Genomic DNA, 18302 nt, shown 5'->3' with positions numbered 1-18302 from the left:
GCGGTGCTCCTGGTGGGGTGGGGCGGCTCTGGGTGCCCCACGCGCGCTCCCCCGCGTGGGCCGGAGGTCGTCCAGCAGGCGCTCGTGCACACGTCGCTCGCCCCCGCGTGGGTGTCCCCGGGCGCGCCGGTGGGTGGCATCCAGGACGGGTGGCTGGCGACGTTCCAGGACGCGGAGCTCCAGTCGCTGGTCTCCGAGGCCATGCGCCACAGCCCGGACCTGCGCTCCGCCGCGGCGCGGGTGGATCAGGCGGCGGCGCAGCTTGGCGTCGCCCGCGCGGGATTGCTTCCCACCCTCGACATCGAAGGGAAGGGGTCGCTCGGGATTGGCCAGGGGTTTGAAGGCGTGCTGCGGGGCATCGACTTCTCCGCCGGGTGGGAGGTCGACCTGTGGGGGAAGATCCGCTACCGCCGCAACGCGGCGAGCGAGTCGGTGGCCGCGGCGGAGGCCGAATTCGAGTTCGCCCGGCAGTCGCTCGCGGCGACCCTGGCGAAGGGCTGGCTCCTGGCCACGGAAGCGCACCTGCTGCAATGCATCGCCGTGGAGCGGATCCAGATGGGCGAGGAGCTCGTCCGGCTCACGACCACGCGGGTGCAGGTGGGCGCGGCCAGCGAGAACGAGCTGTCGCTGGCGCAGGCGAGCCTGGACTCGTACCGCGACATCCTGAAGCAGACCGAGCTGGCCCGGGTGCAGGCGGTGCGCGCGGTGGAGCTGCTCGCCGGGCGCTATCCCTCGGGGGCCCTCGCGCCAAGGGCTTCCCTGGTGGAGCTTCCCGGCCCGGTGCCCGCGGGGATTCCCGCCTCGGTGCTCGAGCGGAGGCCGGACCTCATCGCCGCGGAGCGCCGCGTGGCCGCCGCGTTCAACCGGGTGGAGGAGGCCAAGGCCGCGCGGCTCCCCGCGCTGCGCCTCACCGGCGCCGTGGGCTACGTCGACAGTGACGTGGTGGTGTTGAAGGACACGCTCACCAACCCGACGGCAGGCATCGCTGCGGGGCTCCTGGCGCCCATCTTCCACGGTGGCGCCCTCGCGGCGCAGGTGCGCGTGCGGACGGCGGAGCAGGAAGAGGCGCTGGGCGCATACGCGGCCGCGGCCCTGCGCGCCACGAACGAGGTGGAGGACGCGCTGACGAGCGCGAGGGTGCTCGGCGAACGTCGTGAGCTGCTGGAGAAGGTGGTCGCCGGCCAGGCGCGTTCGCTCGAACTCTTGAGCGTCGACTACCGCGTTGGGAAGGTCGACCTGCGCACGGTGCTCCAGCAGACCCTGCTGGCGGATTCCGCGCGCATCCTGCTCTTGAGGGTGCGCAGCGAGCAGCTCATCCAGCGCATCAACCTCCACCTCGCGCTGGGGGGCAGCTTCGCCGTCCCGGCCCAGACGCAGTCCGACGATTGATGGCGCGGAGGCCCTCCGGTGACGCCGGAGGGCAGGGGGAGCGCTAGCTGGACTCGGCGACGCTGGCGCGCCGGCTGGCGCCACCGTTGCCGTCGCCGAGCGGGGCGGTGCGCTCCAGGTTGCGCCGGGCGAGCGCCGCGAGTTCGTCGGGCGCCTTGGAGGCGCGGCCCTTCTCCTTCTGCACCGTCATGATGCCGCCGCTGCCGTGCTTCTCCTGGGCCTCGGAGACGATCTTCTTCATGTCCGACGCCTTCACCCAGTACGCGCCATTGGCGGGGTCGCGCACGCGGTAGAGGTCGTCGTCCTTGCTGTTCGTCTTGCCCGGGTCCACCGCGTCGATGGTGATCCAGTGCAGTTGGCCCGGCTCCTGGCTCTGCTGTCCCGGCTCCAGGGTCGTGTTGAGCAGGGCGTTGGAGTCCACCAGCGCCAGCGCGTATTCGCCCTTCTTGAGCGCGCCGCTCAGCGCCTTCGGGTCGCACTCGCTGGAGCCGCTGGTGACCTCGATGCCCATGCCGCCCAGGATGGCGCCCATCTCATCCGGGGTCGCGCCGTCATCCAGGTTCACCTCCACGCCCATTTCCTTCACGCCGGAGGGGGAGACCGCGAGCGTGTCCGCGCGGTTGCGCACCTTCTCTCGCGCCTGCTCCTGGCTCAGCTCCGCCTCGTTCTCCCCATCCGACTGCTCCAGGAAGGTGAGGGTGGCCTCCGCGCAGCCCTGCTTGCTGGTCTGCACGACGGTGGGCTCGCTGGTCTTCCAGCCCTTCTCCTGCTGGGCCTCCTTCGCCTCGTTGGCGGGCAGCGCGCTGGGGGCCGTCTCTCCCGGCGCCTGCGGGGCCGCCAGCTCCGGCAGCCCCTTCTTCTTGGCGCGCTCCTCCTGGAAGGAGTCCAGGTAGCGACCCTCGTTCGCGTTGAGCGGCTTGGCGTTCGGCGCGTCCGTGAGCGGCTGCTTCACGGACTGGGCCGCGGCAGCCATCTGCGCCGCCCGGGCCTCCGCCTGCGCTTGCGCCTGACGCACCCGCTCCATCGCGGAGTCGATTTTGGCGCCGATGTTGAATCGCCCGGCCATGGGAGGTCTCCTGTCGTGTCGCGTCAGTGTCCTGCCCGCATTATCCAGGGAGGACTCCGGAGGTTGCGTCGGAATTCCAGGATCTGACGAGAACGCGCGGTTTCAGACGCAACCGGCCAGTCCGCCGGGCGGACAACCATGGAATCCTGGACTGAGGGGTACACTGGACCCATGGCGAACCGGCATGACAGGGACGATGGGGCTTCCGCGCCCGCCTCCGCACCGCACGTTTCAGCGTCGCGGGAATCCTACGGTACGGGTCGGGGTGGCCCGGCCAGTGGAACGGGACGACAGGGGCCGGAAGCGTCCGGTCCCTCACGCGGCGCGGGTGGGGAGGCGCAGCGGCTGGCGTCGCGGCAGGTGGGCCGGTTCCTTCCGTTGAAGGTGTTGGGGCAGGGCGGCATGGGGGTGGTGTACGCCGCCTATGATCCGGACCTGGACCGCAAGGTGGCGCTGAAGCTGCTGCGGGTGAAGGGCGGCCACGAGGACCTGGAGCAGGGGCGGGCGCGGCTGTTGCGGGAAGCGCAGGCGATGGCGCGCATCTCCCACCCCAACGTCATCCCGGTCTTCGAGGTGGGGCAGTGGGACCACCAGGTCTACGTGGCGATGGCGCTGGTGGACGGCGGCACGCTGCGCGACTGGACGAAGGCGAAGCCCCGGACGTGGCAGGAACTGCTGGACAAGTACCTGGCGGCGGGCCGGGGCCTGGAGGCCGCGCACGTAGCGGGGCTGGTGCACCGGGACTTCAAGCCGGCCAACGTGCTGGTCGGCAAGGACGGGCGCGTCTACGTCACCGACTTCGGGCTCGCGCGGCCCATGGGCGAGGTGGACGACGAGGACGGCGGCGAGCGGACCCGGCCGGTGGCGGAGGACGACGGGGCCCTGCTGAACTCGCAGCTCACGCAGGCGGGGCTGGTGATGGGCACGCCCGCCTATATGTCGCCGGAGCAGTTCCGGGGCGAGCTGCTGGACTCGCGCTCCGACCAGTTCAGCTTCTGCGCGGCGCTGTACCGTGCGCTGTACGGCATCCGTCCGTTCGACCCGGACGAGCTGTCCCGGGTGGCCTCGCAGTTGCGGCCGCGCGAGGCCGGCTCCGACGAGCCTGGGGTGACGGAGGCGGTGGTGGCGCAGGTGCTGCCGCCGTCGCCCATCCAGGAGCCGCCGCGCGACACGAAGGTGCCTGCCTGGGTGCGCCGCGCGTTGATGAAGGGCCTGTCGCTGGAGCCCCGCGACCGCTTCCGCTCCATGGCGGCGCTGCTGGAGGCGCTGGCCCAGCGGGAGAAGCGGGCCCTGCGCAACCGGCGGGTGGGCGCCGCGGTGGCGGCCACGGTGGTGCTGGGCGTGGCGAGCGGCGCGGTGTGGTCGCGCTCACGGGCGTGCGCTGGCGCGGAGGGGCTGCTGGCGGAGCGTTGGAGCCCGGATGCCCGCGAGAAGGTGACGCAGGCGTTCCTGGCGACGAAGAGCCCGGTGGCGCAGGACATGGCGCGCCGGGTGGGCGCGGTGCTGGATGGCTACGGCGCGCAGTGGGCGGCGCAGCACACCACGGCCTGCGAGGACACGCGGGTGCGCGAGGTGCAGACGGAGGAACTCCTGTCCCAGCGCTTCGTGTGTCTGGAGCGGCGGCGCAAGGACCTGGGCGCGCTCGTGGGCACGTTGCAGACGGCGGACGCGGCGCTCGTGGACAAGTCGCTGGACGCTGTCTACGCGCTGCCTTCGCCTTCCGACTGCGCGGACGTGGAGGCGCTGGCGGAGGTGCAGCCCCGGCCGGCGGACCCCGCGAAGCGCGCGGAGCTGGACGCGCTGGAAGACCAGTTGGCGGAGGTGAAGGCGCGCATCGACACCAGCCGCATGCCCAAGGCGCTGGAGATGGCGAAGAAGGCGGAGGCGCGCGTGGTGGCCACGGGCTACCTGCCGCTGGTGGCGGAGCTGCGCTTCCACCTGGGCTGGGCGCAGGCGGTGCTGGGCGACAAGGACGCGGGCGGCGCGGCGCTGGAGCAGGCCGTCTACGACGCGGAGGCGGGACGGGCGGACCGGCTGGCCGTGTCCGTGATGAACAAGCTCATCTACGTGGATGGGGAGCGGGAGAAGTACGAGCTCGCGCAGCGCTGGGGGCGGCTGGGGGACGCGACGCTCAAGCGCGTGGGCGGGGACGCGGTGCTGGAGAGCGACCTGAAGGTGAACGAGGCCAACCTCGCGCTGATGCAGGACCATCCGGAGGAGGCGCGGGCCCTGTTGGAGAAGGCGTCCGGGCTGCTCGCGACGGCGCTGCCGGAAGGGCACCCCAAGCGGGCGCGGGTGACGTTCACGCTGGGGCGCACGCTGCTGGAGACGGGCGCGTCCGCGGAGGCGGTGAAGGTGCTGTCGGATGCGCTCCAGCAGACGGAGAAGGCGATGGGGCCCGTGCACCTGGACACCGCGCGCCGGCACCAGGCGCTGTCCATGGCGCTGCGCGAGCAGAAGGACTTCACCCAGGCGCTGGAGCACGCGCGCGTGTCGGTCTCGATCCACCGCACGCTGCTGGGGGCCCAGAGCGTGAAGCTGGCGGAGGCGCTGGATGAAGAGGGCATGAGCCTGCTCGCGCTCAAGCGCTACCCGGAGGCGCTGAAGGACTACGAGGAGTCGCTGGCGGTGAAGCGGGCGAAGCTGGAGGCGGACGACGAGCTGCTCCAGTACTCCCTGGATGGCGTGGGGCAGGCGCTGCTGGCGATGGGCCGCACGCGCGACGCCATCGCGCCGCTCCAGCAGGCGCTGACGTTCAAGGACGCGCAGGAGGACTCACTGGCCGAGTCCGGCTACGCGCTGGCGCAGGCGCTGTGGAAGGAAGGCGAGGAGGCGGCGGCCCGCGACGCGGCGACCCAGGCGCAGGCGCGCTTCACGTCCTCCGGCCGCGCGGCGCAGGCGAAGGACGTGGAGTCCTGGCTCCAGGCCCGGCCCGAGAAGAAGGCGAAGGCCGTGCCGGTGTCGTCGGTGCGCGGTGGCAAGCGCAGGCGGTAGGCCGGTCGCCAGAAGTTCGTGCCCCCCATCGCGCCAGCTGCCGGGACACGGTGGTGCTCGGGGCCCCCGTCCCTCTGCGCAAGCCCTCCCCGTGAAGCCGGACAGCAGGGCACTCCGGGTTCCATCCTCCCTGGTTTTCACCGATGGCGAGCCTGGCGAAAAGAGCGCCGGAGGCCCTGCCGGGCTACACCTTGGGAAACCTGTCCGACAGTCGGACAGGTTTGGACGCTTCGTCTTCGGAAGGGGGCTTCCAGTCCGTGCCTTCCCACCGGCCTACGCGGAAAAATCCCCGGTGTTCCGGGGGGTCAGCACTCCGGCAGGCCGACGCTGAGGTTCGCGACTTCCAGGACATTCACCGCGAGGCCTCCGCGCGAGGTCTCCTTGTACTTGTCCTTCATGTCGCGGCCGGTGTCGCGCATCGTCCTGATGACCTTGTCCAGGCTGACGAAGTGCCGCCCGTCCCCGGACATGGCCATGCGCATGGCGTTGATGGCCTTCACGGACGCCATCGCGTTGCGCTCGATGCACGGCACCTGCACCAGCCCGCCAATGGGGTCGCAGGTGAGGCCCAGGTTGTGCTCCATGGCGATCTCCGCCGCGTTCTCCACCTGGAGCGGAGTGCCGCCCAGCACCTCCGTGAGCGCGCCCGCCGCCATGGAGCACGCGCTGCCCACCTCGCCCTGGCAGCCCACCTCCGCGCCGCTGATGGAGGCGTTCTCCTTGTAGAGTGAGCCAATGGCGCCGGCCGTGAGCAGGAACCGCACCACGCCGTCCGCGTTGGCCCCCGGCACGAAGCGCCAGTAGTAGTGCAGCACCGCGGGGATGATGCCCGCCGCGCCGTTGGTGGGCGCCGTGACGACGCGACCGCCCGCCGCGTTCTCCTCGTTCACCGCGAGCGCGTAGAGGTTCACCCAGTCCAGCACCGTCAACGGATTGGTGAGCCCCGCTTCCGGCCGGCTCATGAGTCGCTGGTACATGGCCGCCGCGCGCCGCTCCACCTTCAGGCCGCCGGGGAGGATGCCGCCCGTCGTGCACCCACGCGTCACGCACGCCTGCATCACCTCCCAGATGCGCAGGAGCCGCGCTCGGATGTCCTCCTCGCTCCGCCACGTCAGCTCGTTGCGCAGCATCACCGTGCTGATGGACTGCCGTTCGCGCTCGCAGTGCTGGAGCAGCGCTTCAGCGGACTTGAAGGGCAAGGGAAGTGGCGTGGCCTCCTCGCGCAGCGGGTCCTGTCCCGCCGCCGCCTGTTCATCCACCACGAAGCCGCCGCCCACCGAGTAGTAGAGGCGGGAGACGAGCACCTCCCCGCCGTCGCCGAACGCGGTGAAGCGCATGCCGTTGGGGTGGTAGGGCAGCACCTTGCGCTTGTGCATCACCAGGTGCTCGCCGTCGCGGAAGGGCACCGCCAGCCGCTGGAGCAGCGACACGCGGCCCTCCGCGCGCCAGTGCGCCACGAGCGACGGCACCAGCTCCACGTCCACGCCTTCGGGCGTGTCGCCGCGCAGGCCCAGCAGCACGGCCTTGTCGCTGCCGTGGCCCTTGCCCGTCGCGCCCAGAGAGCCGAACAGCTCCACCTTGAGCCGCGTCACGCGCTCCAGGAGCCCCGCGTCCGAAAGCCCCACCACGAACGTGCGGGCCGCGCGCATGGGCCCCACCGTGTGCGAACTGGAGGGACCGATACCAATCTTGAAGAGGTCGAAGACGCTGACAGGCATGGCGGGGGCCACCATGCCATGCCCGCCGCGCGCCGCCCCAGCGACACCCCGTCGCGACGCGCTGCATGCATCCACTTCAGGTCAGCCCGCTCGCTGGGGAAGTTGTCGTCCCAAGCATGACGCGGGCGGACCAACCCTCCATCCCCGCCTACTCCAGCGGCGCCGGGAACGCCGGCAGCGAGGCGAAGTCCTCGAGCACGTGCTGGCGGATGACGCGGGCGTTGGAGTCCTTCGCCAGCGCCTCCACGCGGAGCATCGACGCGACCGTCTGTTCGCGGTCGCTGTTGTAGATGGGCACCAGCTTCCGCTCGCGCGACTCGCGCAGCGGCCACAGGTCTCCGGTCAGCAGCACGGCGCCGGACTTCGCCGTCTTCAACAGCAGCACGGTATGGCCGGGCGTGTGTCCGGGGGCCTGATGGATGGTCACGGTGCCGTCGCCGAACACGTCGTAGGCGCCGTCGCCTTCGATGAGCACCGGCTTCACGTGTTCCAGGGCGCTGTAGTGGGTGATTTCGCCGCGACGGCGGGCGGTCTCGGAGAACGCCTGCGCGTATTCGTCCACGTCCACGATCCACTTCGCGCTGGCGAACAGGTTGGCGTTGCCCGCGTGGTCGAAATGCAGGTGGGAGAACGACAGGTAGTCGATGTCGGCCGGTGCCAGCCCGAGCTCACCGAGCTGGGTGGTGAGCTTCTTCGGGACCTCGAAGCGCATGGGCGCGCCCTGGGGGCGCAGGCCGCCCGGCATGTCCGCGATGGACTCGGAGAAGCCGGTGTCCCAGAGCAGATCGCCCTTCGGATGGCGGATCAGGTAGCAAGGATTGATGCCCTCACCGCCGACGCCGTTCATCGAACCATCGTCCGCCATGGAGCCGAAGTCGGTGGCCTGAACGTGGCCACAGTCGATGGCGTAGAGCTTCACGGTGGACGGTGCCGCGGCCCCCGTTGCATCGCCGGTGGATGTCCTGGACGTGGCGCAGCCGGTGAGCGCGAGACAGGCGGACAACAGGCGGAGGGCCTTCATGGTGTCGCTCCAGGGGAGAACGCGAGGGGGACCCGGCGCGACGTGACGGCGCGCGCCGAAAAGCGCGCCGCCAACGCCTGACCGTGGTGTCCACTCCCGAGATTCGTCCGGGGCCTCGCGAAGGCAGACCCGCCCTACCCGGCGGCGGGCTGCGGCCCCGTGGCGGGCTGGGGCGGCGAGGACTGCGTCTTCGGCCGGAACGCCAGCAGTCGCAGGCCGTTGAAGACGACGAGCAGCGTGCTGCCCTCGTGGAGCACCACGGCCTGGCTGATCTTCGTCAGGCCCAGCACGGCGGCGACGACGAGCACCGCGCTCACGCCCAGCGCGATGACCAGGTTCTGCTTCATCACGGCGGTGGCCTTGCGCGACAGCTCCAGCGCGAAGGGCAGCTTGGCCAGGTCGTCGCTCATCAGCACCACGTCCGCGGTCTCCAGCGCCGCGTCGGAACCGGCGCCGCCCATGGCCACGCCCACCGCCGCCGCCGCCAGCGCGGGCGCGTCGTTGACGCCGTCGCCCACCATGGCCACCGCGTGCGTGCGACCCATCTCCTTCACCGCCGCGACCTTGTCGGCCGGCATCAGCGGCGCCTTCGCCTCGTCCAGGCCCACCTGCGTGGCGATGGACTGCGCGACGCGCGCGTTGTCGCCCGACAGCATCACGGTGCGCTGGATGCCGCCCGCCTTGAGCTCCTGCACCACCTGCCGGGCGCCGCCGCGCAGCGTGTCCGCCACGCCCAGCACGCCCAGGTAGACGCCCGCGCGGCGCACCACCATCGTCGTCTGGCCCGCCTCCTCCAGCCGCGCCACCTCCGTGGCGACATCCGTGGGGACCTTCTCACCCGCGAAGAGCGCGAGGCTGCCCACCTCCACCGCGTCGTCGCCCACCTTCGCGCGGATGCCCTGGCCGTGGATGGCCTCCAGGTCGCGGCCCACCGGCACGGTGACGCGCGCCTCGGCCGCGCCGTCCACCACCGCCTTGGCCAGCGGGTGCGCGGACAGCGCCTCCACGCTCGCGGCGGTGCCGAGCAGCTCCTCGCGCGTCACGCCCGGCGCGGGCCACGTGGTGAGCAGCCGGGGCTTGCCCACGGTGAGCGTGCCCGTCTTGTCGAAGGCGATGGCGCGGATGCCGCTCAGCAGCTCCAGGTAGATGCCACCTTTGATGAGCACGCCGCCGCGCGCCGCGGACGCCACCGCCGACAGCACGGCGGACGGCGTGGAGATGGCGAGCGCGCACGGCGACGCGGCGACGAGCAGGCCCACCGCGCGCAGCACCGCCTCCTTCAGCTCCGTGCCCGTCAGCACCAGCACCACCGGGAACACCACCGCCGCCGCCATCACCAGCGGCGCCACGGTGCGCTCCAGGCGCTGGGCGAAGCGCTGCCGGCTGCCCTTCTGCGCCTCCGCCTGCGCCACCATGTCCACCACGCGCGCCAGCACCGACTCCGACGACAGGCGCGTCACCTCCACCTCCAGGGCCGCCTCGCAGTTGATGGTGCCGGAGAACACCTCATCGCCCGGCTTGCGCGCCACCGGCATGGACTCGCCGGTGATGGCCGCCTGGTCGAGCGAGCTCTTGCCCTCGCGGATGATGCCGTCCAGCGGGACGCGGTCGCCGGGGCGCACGATGATGCGCTCGCCGCGCGACACGTCCGCCACCGGCACCTCCACCACGTCCGAGCCCCGGCGCACGCGCGCCACTTCCGGCCGCAACTGGCCCAGCGCTTCGATGGAGCGACGCGCCTTCTCCATGGCCCGGTGCTCCAGCGCATGGCCCGCGCTGAAGAGGAAGAGCAGGAACGCGCCCTCGAACCACGCACCGAGCACCGCCGCGCCCAGCGCCGCCACGACCATCATCGTCTCGATGTCGATGCGAAGCTGCGCGATGGACTGCACCGAGCCCTTGATGGCGAAGAAGCCGCCGCTCGCCATCGACAGCGCCCAGAGCACCGTGGCCCAGAGCGGCGGGGCCAGCGCGAAGTGCTCCACCACGAAGCCCGCCGCCAGCAGCACGCCCGAGGCGACCACCAGCGGCAGCTCCAGCAGCGGCGCCAGTCCGCCGCCGTGCGCGTGGTGCGAACAGGCGTGGCCCGCCATGGGCACTTCCAGCCCGTACCCGAGCGCCTTCACCCGGGCCTCCACGTCCGACAGCTTCAGCTCCTCCTTGTCGTACTCGATGACCACGCGCTCGCTCGCGTACGCGACGCTGGCGGTGAGCACGCCCTTCATCTTCGCGACGGCATGTTCAATGACCTGGGCCGCGTCCGCGGAGTCCATCCCGCGCACGAACCAGGTGTGGTGCAGGTAGCGCGCCGCCACCTGTCCGCCTGTCTTCTGGGCCAGCGTGACGAGCTGCGAGGCGCTCATCAGCGACGGCTGGTAGTGGATGCACACCTCCGCGTAGCCCGCGTCGCGGCGCAGGTGCACGTCGGTGATGCCCCGCTGGGACTCCAGCGCCGCCTCCAGCCGGGCGAAGCGGCCCTGTTCGTCCGTCTCTCCCGGCAGTGTGCCCTCCAGGTCGAGCTGGAGCGCGGTGCCGCCCCCTTCCGCCGGACGGTGGGCCGGCGGACGGATGACGCGCTGGGAGTGGGCATGGCCGTGGTGGTCATGCCCGTCGTGGTCGTGGCCATGGGAGCAGGAAGGGCCATGCACGTGGGCCTCGCCGTGCGCATGCGCGTGCCCGTGGTCATGACCGTGGTGATCATGGCCTGAGTGATCATGGCCGGAGCCGTGGTCGTGGTTGCACCCCGGGCCGTGGACGTGGAGCTGCACGGCGTTGCCGCTGCCCTGCGCCTCCTTGAGGCCCTTGATGTTCAACGAACCAAACCGCGACCCGCTCTTCTTCTGCTCCGACATGGCTGTGTTCCTGACGCGCCCTAGTGGCGGTGACCGCGGCGTGAATGCGAGGGAGCGGCGGCGGCCGGCGGCGCTGCCGGAGCCTCCTTGGGGTCCTCGTCCTCGTCCTCGTCGTGGTGCTCTTCGTCCCCATGGTCCTCGGGGATGGGCTGATCGAAGCGCTGACCCGCGACCTCCAGCGTGAAGCTCTTGCAGTCCGGAGGCACTTCGAACTCCAGCACCGCGGGCAGGCGGCCTTCGTACGTCTTCAGCACCTTGCCCTGCGCGTCGTAGACGGTGCCGCCGGCGGCGACGGTCATGGTCTCGTCCACCAGCACGGCGACGAGCTCCGCCATCTCCTCCATCCGGTCCGCGATGCGGTGGCACCAGAGGTGGCCCACGCCCGGATAGGTGGTGTGGGAGATCTCCTCCATCTGCTCCTCGTCCACCTTGTCGCCCACGCCCATGAACACGAAGTTGATGCGGGGCAGCCGTCCGGAGGCGATCTCCTTGGCCACCTGGGTGGCGTAGGCCGTCACGTCATGGGCGTCGTTGATCTGCGAGTCGGTGATGATGACCGCGAGGCCGCGCTTGGCGCCCTCCGACACCTGCTGCTTGATGTGCGCCACGAAGTCGCGGAGCACCGGCAGCATCACCGTGGCCTTGCCGTAGGAGCGCGGGCCGGGGAAGCGGTAGCCCTTGGCCTGGGGGCCGGTGAGGTCTCCCACCACCTCCAGTTGGGTGCCGTCGCCCGCAGCCCAGTACGTCACGCGCACCTTGCCGTCCCGGTCCTTGTTGGCCAGGTACTCCAGCATCCACTGCATCTGCGGTTCGACCTGGTTCTTCACCGGGGCGAGCTTCGCGAGGATGCCGCGCGGCCCGTACGCGTTCTCCATGCTGGCGGAGCCGTCCATGTAGAGGGCCACGTCCAGGCCCTCCACCGTGGGGTCGTGCAGGAGCGTGGCGACGACCTTGTTGCCCATCCGGTGGACGTCGGAGAAGGGGCGGTTGATGACTTCGTGGCCGGCCATCAGTGGTGGTCCTCGTCTTCGTCCTCGTCGTGGTGCTCTTCGTCGGGCAGCGGCTGGGTGTAGCGCTGGCCGTGGACCTCCAGCGTGAAGCTCTTGGCGCCTTCGGGCACGTCGAACTCCAGCACCGCGGGCAGGCGGCCTTCGTACGTCTTCAGCACCTTGCCCTTGTCGTCGTAGATGGTGCCGCCGGCGGCGACCGTCATGGTCTCGTCCACCAGCACGGCGACCAGCTCCGCGACCTGGGTGATCTCCTTGGCGATGCGGTGGCACCACAGGTGGCCCACGCCCGGGTGTTCCTGGTGGGCGATGTGCTCCAACTGCTCCTCGTCGATGTCGTCGCCCACGCCCACCAGCACGAAGTTGATGCGGGGCAGTTTTCCGGTGGCGATCTTCTTGGCCACCTCCGCGGAGAACTTCTCCACCGCTTCCGCGTCGTGGAGGCGCCCGTCGGTGACGATGATGGCGCAGCCGCGCTTGGCGCCCACCTTCACCTGCTCCTCCAGGTACTTCACGTAGTCGCGCAGCGCGGGCTCCAGGTACGTGAAGCCGCCCAACTGCTTGGCGCCGGGGAACTTGTACTGGTTGACGTCGGTGCCCTTGAGCTCACCGACGACCTCCACCTGCCGGCCGTTGGTGCCGCTGGCCCAGTAGGCCACGCGAAGCAGGCCGTTGCGGTCCTTGGTGGCCAGGTACTCCAACATCCACCGCACCTGGGGCTCCACCTGATTGGCGGGATCCTTCAGGGGCGCGCCGCGGATCCATTCCAGGAACGTGCGCGGCTTCGTCTCGTACTTGTACTCCTCGCGCATGCTGCCGGACGCGTCCATGTAGATGGCCATGTCCAGGCCTTCCACCGTGGGGTCGTGCAGCAGCACCGCGCGCACGCGGTCGCCTTCGCGGTGGAGGTCCGAAAACGGCTCGATCGGCTTCTCGTGTCCCATGGTCTGCCTTTCTGGAGGGTGAAAACGCTAGCGCTCCGTGTGCGAGCGTCGCAACGGGCGCGGTCAATCCTCGAAGTCGTTCATCCAGTCCGGCTTCTTGCCGGGCGGAGCGGGCGACTTCTGCTGCTTCGGGGGCTGCTTGTCCGCCGGACGGGCGGGCGGGTTCGCGGCGAAGTCCGCCTGCCACTCGGCGGGTGACGACGACGGCTTCGCGGGCGCGGGACGCGGCGCGGGTGCCGGCTGCATGCGGGTGAGGCGTGGCTTCGCGGCGCCCTTGCGGGCATGTGCATCCAGGAAGTCGTTCATCCATTCACTGGAGCGCGTGGGCGGGGTGGGCAGGCGCGGCGGAATGGATGCGGGCTGGAAGGGCGCGCGAGGCGGCATGCGCGGTGTCGCGGCGCCTGGTGACAGCGTGCCCGCGAGCACATGGGCGCGCAGCGTGCGCTCCGTCTCCGTGGGCCAGCCGGGCAGGAGCGTGAGGACGTGGCGCGAAAGCTCCAGGAACTCCGACAGCGGCGCTTCGCGGGGGACGCGCACCTCTTCGTTCTGGAGCCAGCCGGAGAGCTTGCCCACCAGCCCGCCCTTCGTGGGACGCGGGATGGCGATGTCGCCCTTCACCTCGTAGCCCTTCACCTCCAGTTCCGCGACGGCCATGGCGCGGCTGGCGACGGGCAGGTCCAACGCGGCGATGGCCTGGGGGCCCTTGTTCGTCCTCGCGTCCTCCTGCAACTGGGCCAGCACCGCGTGCAGCACGCTCGCGACCTGCGAGCCGTTGGCGACGTTGTGCGTCTGGAGTTCGGCGGGCACCGCGGGGTAGGTGAGGACCAGCCCCTTGCCCTGGGCAAGCTGCTCCGCGCGGTCGCCCGGCAGGAGCGCGTGGTATGCGCTGGGCGTTTCGCGGCGCTCCACGTCCTTCACGTAGCGGAAGGCATCCGGGGCGCCGTGCGCGAAGCCCGCGAGCACGTCGCCCCGGCTCACGGTGAGCTGTCCGGGCACGCGTGTCACGGCATCGCCGGGCCAGGGGCCCGTCAGGGTGCCGTAGAGGTAGACGGGGTCGTTGAAGCCCTCCGCGTCCGCGGGGTGTTCCACCAGTTCGGTGGAGAAGAAGAACAGCTCCGTCGCGGCCAGCCGGCGCGGGGGGCGTCCCGCGGCGACCTCATGGTGCGCGAGCTGCGCCTGCACGGACGCGGGCAGCCGCGCGCGGTCGCTACCGGGGATGAGCTGGAGCTGGCCCACGACGTCGGTGCAGACGAACCACTCCGCCTCGCCCAGGTACGCGGGCTCCAGGCGGAACGCGTCCATGACGTGGACGACCTCGGCGGCATCGCACGGCACGGGCTCGACGGGGCTCGCGGCGTGGGGAACGAAGTAGCGGGGAGGGCTCACGGAGGCCGCGACAGGCTGGCGCAAGCCGCCGGGGCAATCAAGGGGTGGGGCGGCGTCCCCGGGTCCGCGCATCCGCGTGGGTTCCATCGTTCGTGCCACGCCCCTTAAGTGGAGCGGGCGTGAAGCGAAAACGGCCCCCCCGGCTCAGGCCGGTTCGATGAAGTTGAGCCGGTAGCCGTCCGGGTCGGTGACGATGATCTCCCGGGTGTACCAGGGCTGCACCTGCGGCCCCTCCACGGGGGCGCCCAGCGCGGTCGCCTTCGCGGCCACCGCGTCCACGCCCGCCTCGCCCGCGTGGAAGCCCACGAGCACGCCCATGCCCTTCCTACCCTCCAGCTTCAGGCCCGCGGGCGGACTGATGAGGTAGACGTCCGCCTCACCGCCCCACTGGAGGCGGATGATGGGGGGCACCGACGCGATGCGTTCGAAGCCGAGACCTTCATAGAAGCGCACGGAGGCCGGGGCGTCCGTCACCAGCAGCTTCACGAACGACCGCGTCGTGTGGGGCTTGTCCATATGGGGGCGGCAGTCTGCCCGGGGCGCTGGAGGGATGCCATGCGCCGTTTGCCCCCCGTACCCCGCGTGTGGGGGATGGCATATCGTCCCGGCATGGGCTGGTCGTGGTTTCGTCGTCGGAAGCGGATCCTGGGGGACGCGGAGGAAGCGGCGCTGGTGGAGGCCATCCGCCGCGCGGAGGCGGGCCACCGGGGGGAGGTGCGCGTCCACGTGGAGCGCACCAGCAGGGGCCTTCATCCCTTGTCCCGGGCCGCGCACCTCTTTGAAGGTCTGGGCATGCGACACACCACGAAGGACACCGGGGTGCTGCTGTACGTGGCGGTGGAGGACCGACAGGCCGCCGTCTACGCGGGCCGGGGCATCCACGGCGCCGCGCTGCCGGGCTTCTGGCAAGAGGTGGTGGACGCGGTGGCGCAAGGCTTCCGCGAGGGAGCGTCCCTGCCCGCGCTGGTGACGGCGGTGGAGCGCATTGGCGCGCAGCTTCGCCAGGCGGCACCCGGGGCGGATGTCGCGGGCAACGAACTGCCGGACGCCGTGAGCCAGTCATGAGCACGACGACCCGCACCGGTGGGGGACCGCCGAAGGACGTCGCCTATGACGACGTCAACGAGCTCATCGCCACCGCCACGCGGCTGATGCAGAAGGACGCGGCGCCGGACACGCTCACCCCGGACGACGTGCGCAAGATTGGCGAGGAGTTGGACATCCCCGCCCGCTACGTGGACCAGGCGCTGGAGGCCCTGTCGCGGCGCCGCGAAGAACAGGCGCGCGAGGCCCAGGCGAAGGAGCGCCTGGCCCGGCTGCGGCGCGTCCAACTGCGCCGGGCCGCATGGGTGGGCGCGGGCGTCGTGGGGCTGCTGGCCGTGTCGGGGCTCTTCGTGCGCAACGGGCTGACCTCCACGCTGGCGGACGTGGCGCGGCAGCGGGCGCAGGTGCGCAACGTGGTGGAGCGCCGCGAGTCGCTGCATGCCCGCAAGGACACGCTCACGCCCGGCCTGGCGCGCGACGCGGAGCTGGCCGGCGCGGACAACCGCGTGGCCATCGAACAGCGCCGCTATGACGAACGGGCCGCGGACTACAACGCCTCCGCGGCCTCCTTTCCCTCCGGATGGGTGGCGCGGCTGACCGGCCTGCCCCCCGTCCTTCCGCTGTCCTCGGAGGTCTCCACATGGTGAAGGCCGTCCTGCTGTCGCTGCTGCTTCCGACGTTGTTCCTGGGAACGGTGCCCTCCGTCACGCGGCCGGTGACGGACCTGACGGAGACCCTGAGGGCTCAGGAAATGGAGACCGTGGCGCAGTCCCTGTTGAAGCTGCGCAAGGAAAAGAGGGTGCAGATGGCGGTGCTGCTCGTGGACACCACGAACGGCCAACCCATCGAGGACTACGCGGAAGAGGTCTTCCGCGTCTGGAAGGGCGGCGAGGCGGGGCGGGACAATGGCGTACTGCTCGTCATCGCCAAGGGCGACCGGCGCTCGCGCCTGGAGGTGGGCTACGGGCTGGAGTCGGATCTGACGGACGGCGAAGCCCAGACGCTGCTGCACGCGCAGGGCCCGCTCTTGCGCCAGGGGCGCTTCGAGGCCGCGCTGCTGGCCATCATCGCGGGCGTGAGTGGGCAGGCGCCGGGGCCGTTCGGGCTGCAGCCGCCCGGGACGGACTGGCCGTTCTGGGCCGTGAGCGCTTTCTTCCTCACCCTGGTCGTGTTCGCCTTCGTGGCGGCGGGGCTGCTGATCCAATGCGGGCTTTCGGCCCGCCAGGGCGCGGTCATGCGGGTCGTGGCGGGGATGCTGGTGCTGATCCCTCCGGTGGTGCTCGTTTCGATCTCCTGGGACTCCCAGATGGCCCTCGAGGACATCCTCCTCGTGTATGTCGCGATGCTGGCCGCGTGCCTCGGGGGCTGGTTCGTGGCCCGGCAGCGGTCGGGAGTGGTGGGAGGCGTCCTACTCGCGGGCATCCTCCTGGGGTCAGTGGCGTGCTGGATGTGGCCGCTCTCACCCTCCGCCGGACTGGTGGGCCTGCTGGCGTGGGCGCTCTTCCTGTCCATCGCCGCGATCCTGGCCCTCGGTTTCATCGTGGCCGTGGTGAAGGGCATCAGCGCGGGAGGCAGCGGGGATTCCTCTTCGTCGTCCTGGGCCACCTCGTCTTCGTCGTCCTATTCCACGGACTGGAGCTTCAGCTCCTCATCGTCGAGCTACGACTCCTCGTCGTCGTATTCCAGCAGTGACTCCAGCTCCTCGTCGGACTGGAGCGGCGGGGGAGGCTCCTCCGGCGGCGGCGGTGGCAGTGATTCCTGGTAGGTGGCCCGCTTCTTCGAGGTCTGTCCCATGGTGAAGGCCGTCCTGCTGTCGTTGCTCCTGCCTGCGTTGCTCGTGGGCGCCATGCCCTCCATCGAGCATCCGGTGACGGATCCCGACGGGATGCTGAGCGCCCAGGAGCGGGAGTCCATTTCGAGCGCCCTGGTGCACTTGCGCGACGAGCGTCAGGTCCAGATGGCGGTGCTGCTGGTGGGCACCACGAACGGCCAGCCCATCGAGGACACCGCGAGCGAGGTCTTCCGGTCCTGGAGGGGTGGGGTCGCGGGCCAGGACCGGGGCCTGCTGCTCATCGTCGCGAAGGACGACCGGCGCATGCGCCTGGAGGTGGGCTACGGGCTGGAGGCCTACCTCACCGACGGCGAGGTCCAGGTGCTGCTGGACGCCCAGGGGCCACGGATGCGCGAGGGGAAGCTCGCGGAGGTGCTCACGTCCATCATCGCGGGCGTGCGCGCGGAGTCGGAGGCGGGGGTGTTCGCGACCACCCTCTTGTCACCGCCCACCTTCTCCAAGAAGGCCAGGACCCTGGCCTCGTTCGGGGTGCTCTTCGCCATGATCGCGATGGCCTTCGGGGCGGGCGGGGCGCTGGACTGGTGCAGGACGCAGGGCCTGCGAAACGGGCGCATCCTGCGTGTGGCGGCACTGGCGGTGGGGATTCCCCTGGTGGGCCTTGGCCTGGGCGCGGGTTTTTTTGAACTGCCCGTCGCCTACGTCCTCGCCGTGTATGCCGTGTTGGTGGTGGGCGCCTGCTTCGGGTTCCACTGCTTTTCGGACGATGGGCCCCTGGGGCTGGGCATCCTGGGCGCGCCGTTCCTGGCAGCGCTCCTGCTCATGACGGGTGCGGCCGACGCCACGCCCGGCGGGGCGCTCTGGTTCGTGCTGGAGGTGGTCTGGAGCGTTCCCTTCTTCGGAATCCTCTTCGCCATCACGCACTTCCTGCAGTGGATCTTCCTCGTGGTGACGGGCAAGGAAGGCTTCTGGGATCGGGCCGGGTCCGGTGGCAGTTCCGGGTCCAGCTCCTGGTCGTCCTTCTCCTCGTCGTCTTCTTCTTCGTCGTCTTCGTCCAGCGACTCCTCCTCCTCTTCGTCCACGTCCTGGTCG

At 70.9% G+C, this 18302-nt stretch carries 14 protein-coding genes; 6 read left to right on the top strand and 8 right to left on the bottom strand.

Annotation, left to right across the window (positions count from 1 at the left end; genetic code table 11):
* On the top strand, nucleotides 1–1389 hold a 1389-nt coding region (locus tag D7V88_RS25185; protein WP_147448860.1), incomplete at its 5' end, for a TolC family protein.
* Nucleotides 1390–1432: 43 nt separating this feature from the next.
* Here the strand turns inward: D7V88_RS25185 and D7V88_RS25180 are convergent.
* Nucleotides 1433–2455 carry a hypothetical protein gene (locus tag D7V88_RS25180; RefSeq protein WP_120543192.1) on the bottom strand — a complete coding sequence of 341 codons (1023 nt, stop codon included), beginning with the start codon at nucleotides 2453–2455 and terminating at the stop codon, nucleotides 1433–1435.
* Between the two features lie 171 nt (nucleotides 2456–2626).
* Between D7V88_RS25180 and D7V88_RS45240 the strand changes: the two genes are divergently transcribed.
* Nucleotides 2627–5449 carry a serine/threonine-protein kinase gene (locus D7V88_RS45240; protein ID WP_120543191.1) on the top strand — a complete coding sequence of 941 codons (2823 nt, stop codon included), beginning with the start codon at nucleotides 2627–2629 and terminating at the stop codon, nucleotides 5447–5449.
* A 305-nt stretch (nucleotides 5450–5754) separates the two neighbouring features.
* Here the strand turns inward: D7V88_RS45240 and D7V88_RS25170 are convergent, their stop codons facing one another.
* The 7 genes from D7V88_RS25170 to D7V88_RS25140 all read right to left on the bottom strand — a co-directional run bounded on the left by D7V88_RS25170 (nucleotide 5755) and on the right by D7V88_RS25140 (nucleotide 14893).
* The gene (locus D7V88_RS25170; RefSeq protein WP_120543195.1) at nucleotides 5755–7167 is read right to left on the bottom strand and encodes an L-serine ammonia-lyase; all 1413 of its coding nucleotides are present in this window, start codon (nucleotides 7165–7167) and stop codon (nucleotides 5755–5757) included.
* Nucleotides 7168–7315: 148 nt separating this feature from the next.
* Complete coding sequence (locus D7V88_RS25165; protein ID WP_120543190.1) at nucleotides 7316–8188, bottom strand: N-acyl homoserine lactonase family protein; 873 nt, start codon at nucleotides 8186–8188, stop codon at nucleotides 7316–7318.
* A 134-nt stretch (nucleotides 8189–8322) separates the two neighbouring features.
* Entirely contained in the window at nucleotides 8323–11040 is a 2718-nt protein-coding gene (locus D7V88_RS25160; RefSeq protein WP_120543189.1) for a heavy metal translocating P-type ATPase, read from the bottom strand.
* Between the two features lie 20 nt (nucleotides 11041–11060).
* Nucleotides 11061–12050, bottom strand: a complete 990-nt coding sequence (locus D7V88_RS25155) for a vWA domain-containing protein (RefSeq protein ID WP_120532856.1) — start codon at nucleotides 12048–12050, stop codon at nucleotides 11061–11063.
* On the bottom strand, nucleotides 12050–12991 hold the full coding sequence (locus D7V88_RS25150; RefSeq protein WP_120543188.1) for a vWA domain-containing protein: 942 nt from the start codon (nucleotides 12989–12991) through the stop codon (nucleotides 12050–12052). Before D7V88_RS25150 ends, D7V88_RS25155 begins: the two co-directional genes overlap by 1 nt.
* A gap of 63 nt (nucleotides 12992–13054) precedes the next feature.
* Complete coding sequence (locus D7V88_RS25145) at nucleotides 13055–14377, bottom strand: hypothetical protein (RefSeq protein WP_244238382.1); 1323 nt, start codon at nucleotides 14375–14377, stop codon at nucleotides 13055–13057.
* Nucleotides 14378–14521: 144 nt separating this feature from the next.
* A complete protein-coding gene (locus D7V88_RS25140) occupies nucleotides 14522–14893 on the bottom strand; it encodes a VOC family protein (protein WP_120543186.1) in 372 nt (123 codons plus the stop codon).
* Nucleotides 14894–14932: 39 nt separating this feature from the next.
* Between D7V88_RS25140 and D7V88_RS25135 the strand changes: the two genes are divergently transcribed.
* The 4 genes from D7V88_RS25135 to D7V88_RS25120 all read left to right on the top strand — a co-directional run.
* Nucleotides 14933–15442 carry a TPM domain-containing protein gene (locus D7V88_RS25135; RefSeq protein ID WP_158625147.1) on the top strand — a complete coding sequence of 170 codons (510 nt, stop codon included), beginning with the start codon at nucleotides 14933–14935 and terminating at the stop codon, nucleotides 15440–15442.
* Nucleotides 15439–16068 carry a LemA family protein gene (locus D7V88_RS25130; protein ID WP_120543184.1) on the top strand — a complete coding sequence of 210 codons (630 nt, stop codon included), beginning with the start codon at nucleotides 15439–15441 and terminating at the stop codon, nucleotides 16066–16068. Before D7V88_RS25135 ends, D7V88_RS25130 begins: the two co-directional genes overlap by 4 nt.
* Nucleotides 16062–17186 (top strand): TPM domain-containing protein, encoded by a 1125-nt coding sequence (locus D7V88_RS25125; protein ID WP_158625146.1) that lies wholly within the window; start codon nucleotides 16062–16064, stop codon nucleotides 17184–17186. Before D7V88_RS25130 ends, D7V88_RS25125 begins: the two co-directional genes overlap by 7 nt.
* Nucleotides 17187–17213: 27 nt before the next feature.
* The coding region (locus D7V88_RS25120; protein ID WP_147448859.1) for a TPM domain-containing protein at nucleotides 17214–18302 on the top strand (1089 nt) is incomplete at its 3' end.

Origin of the sequence: Corallococcus terminator (genome assembly GCF_003611635.1) — a bacterium.
Classification (GTDB): domain Bacteria; phylum Myxococcota; class Myxococcia; order Myxococcales; family Myxococcaceae; genus Corallococcus; species Corallococcus terminator.
Note: the sequence above shows the minus strand (reverse complement) of the source record. Positions and strands in the feature narration are given on the sequence as shown.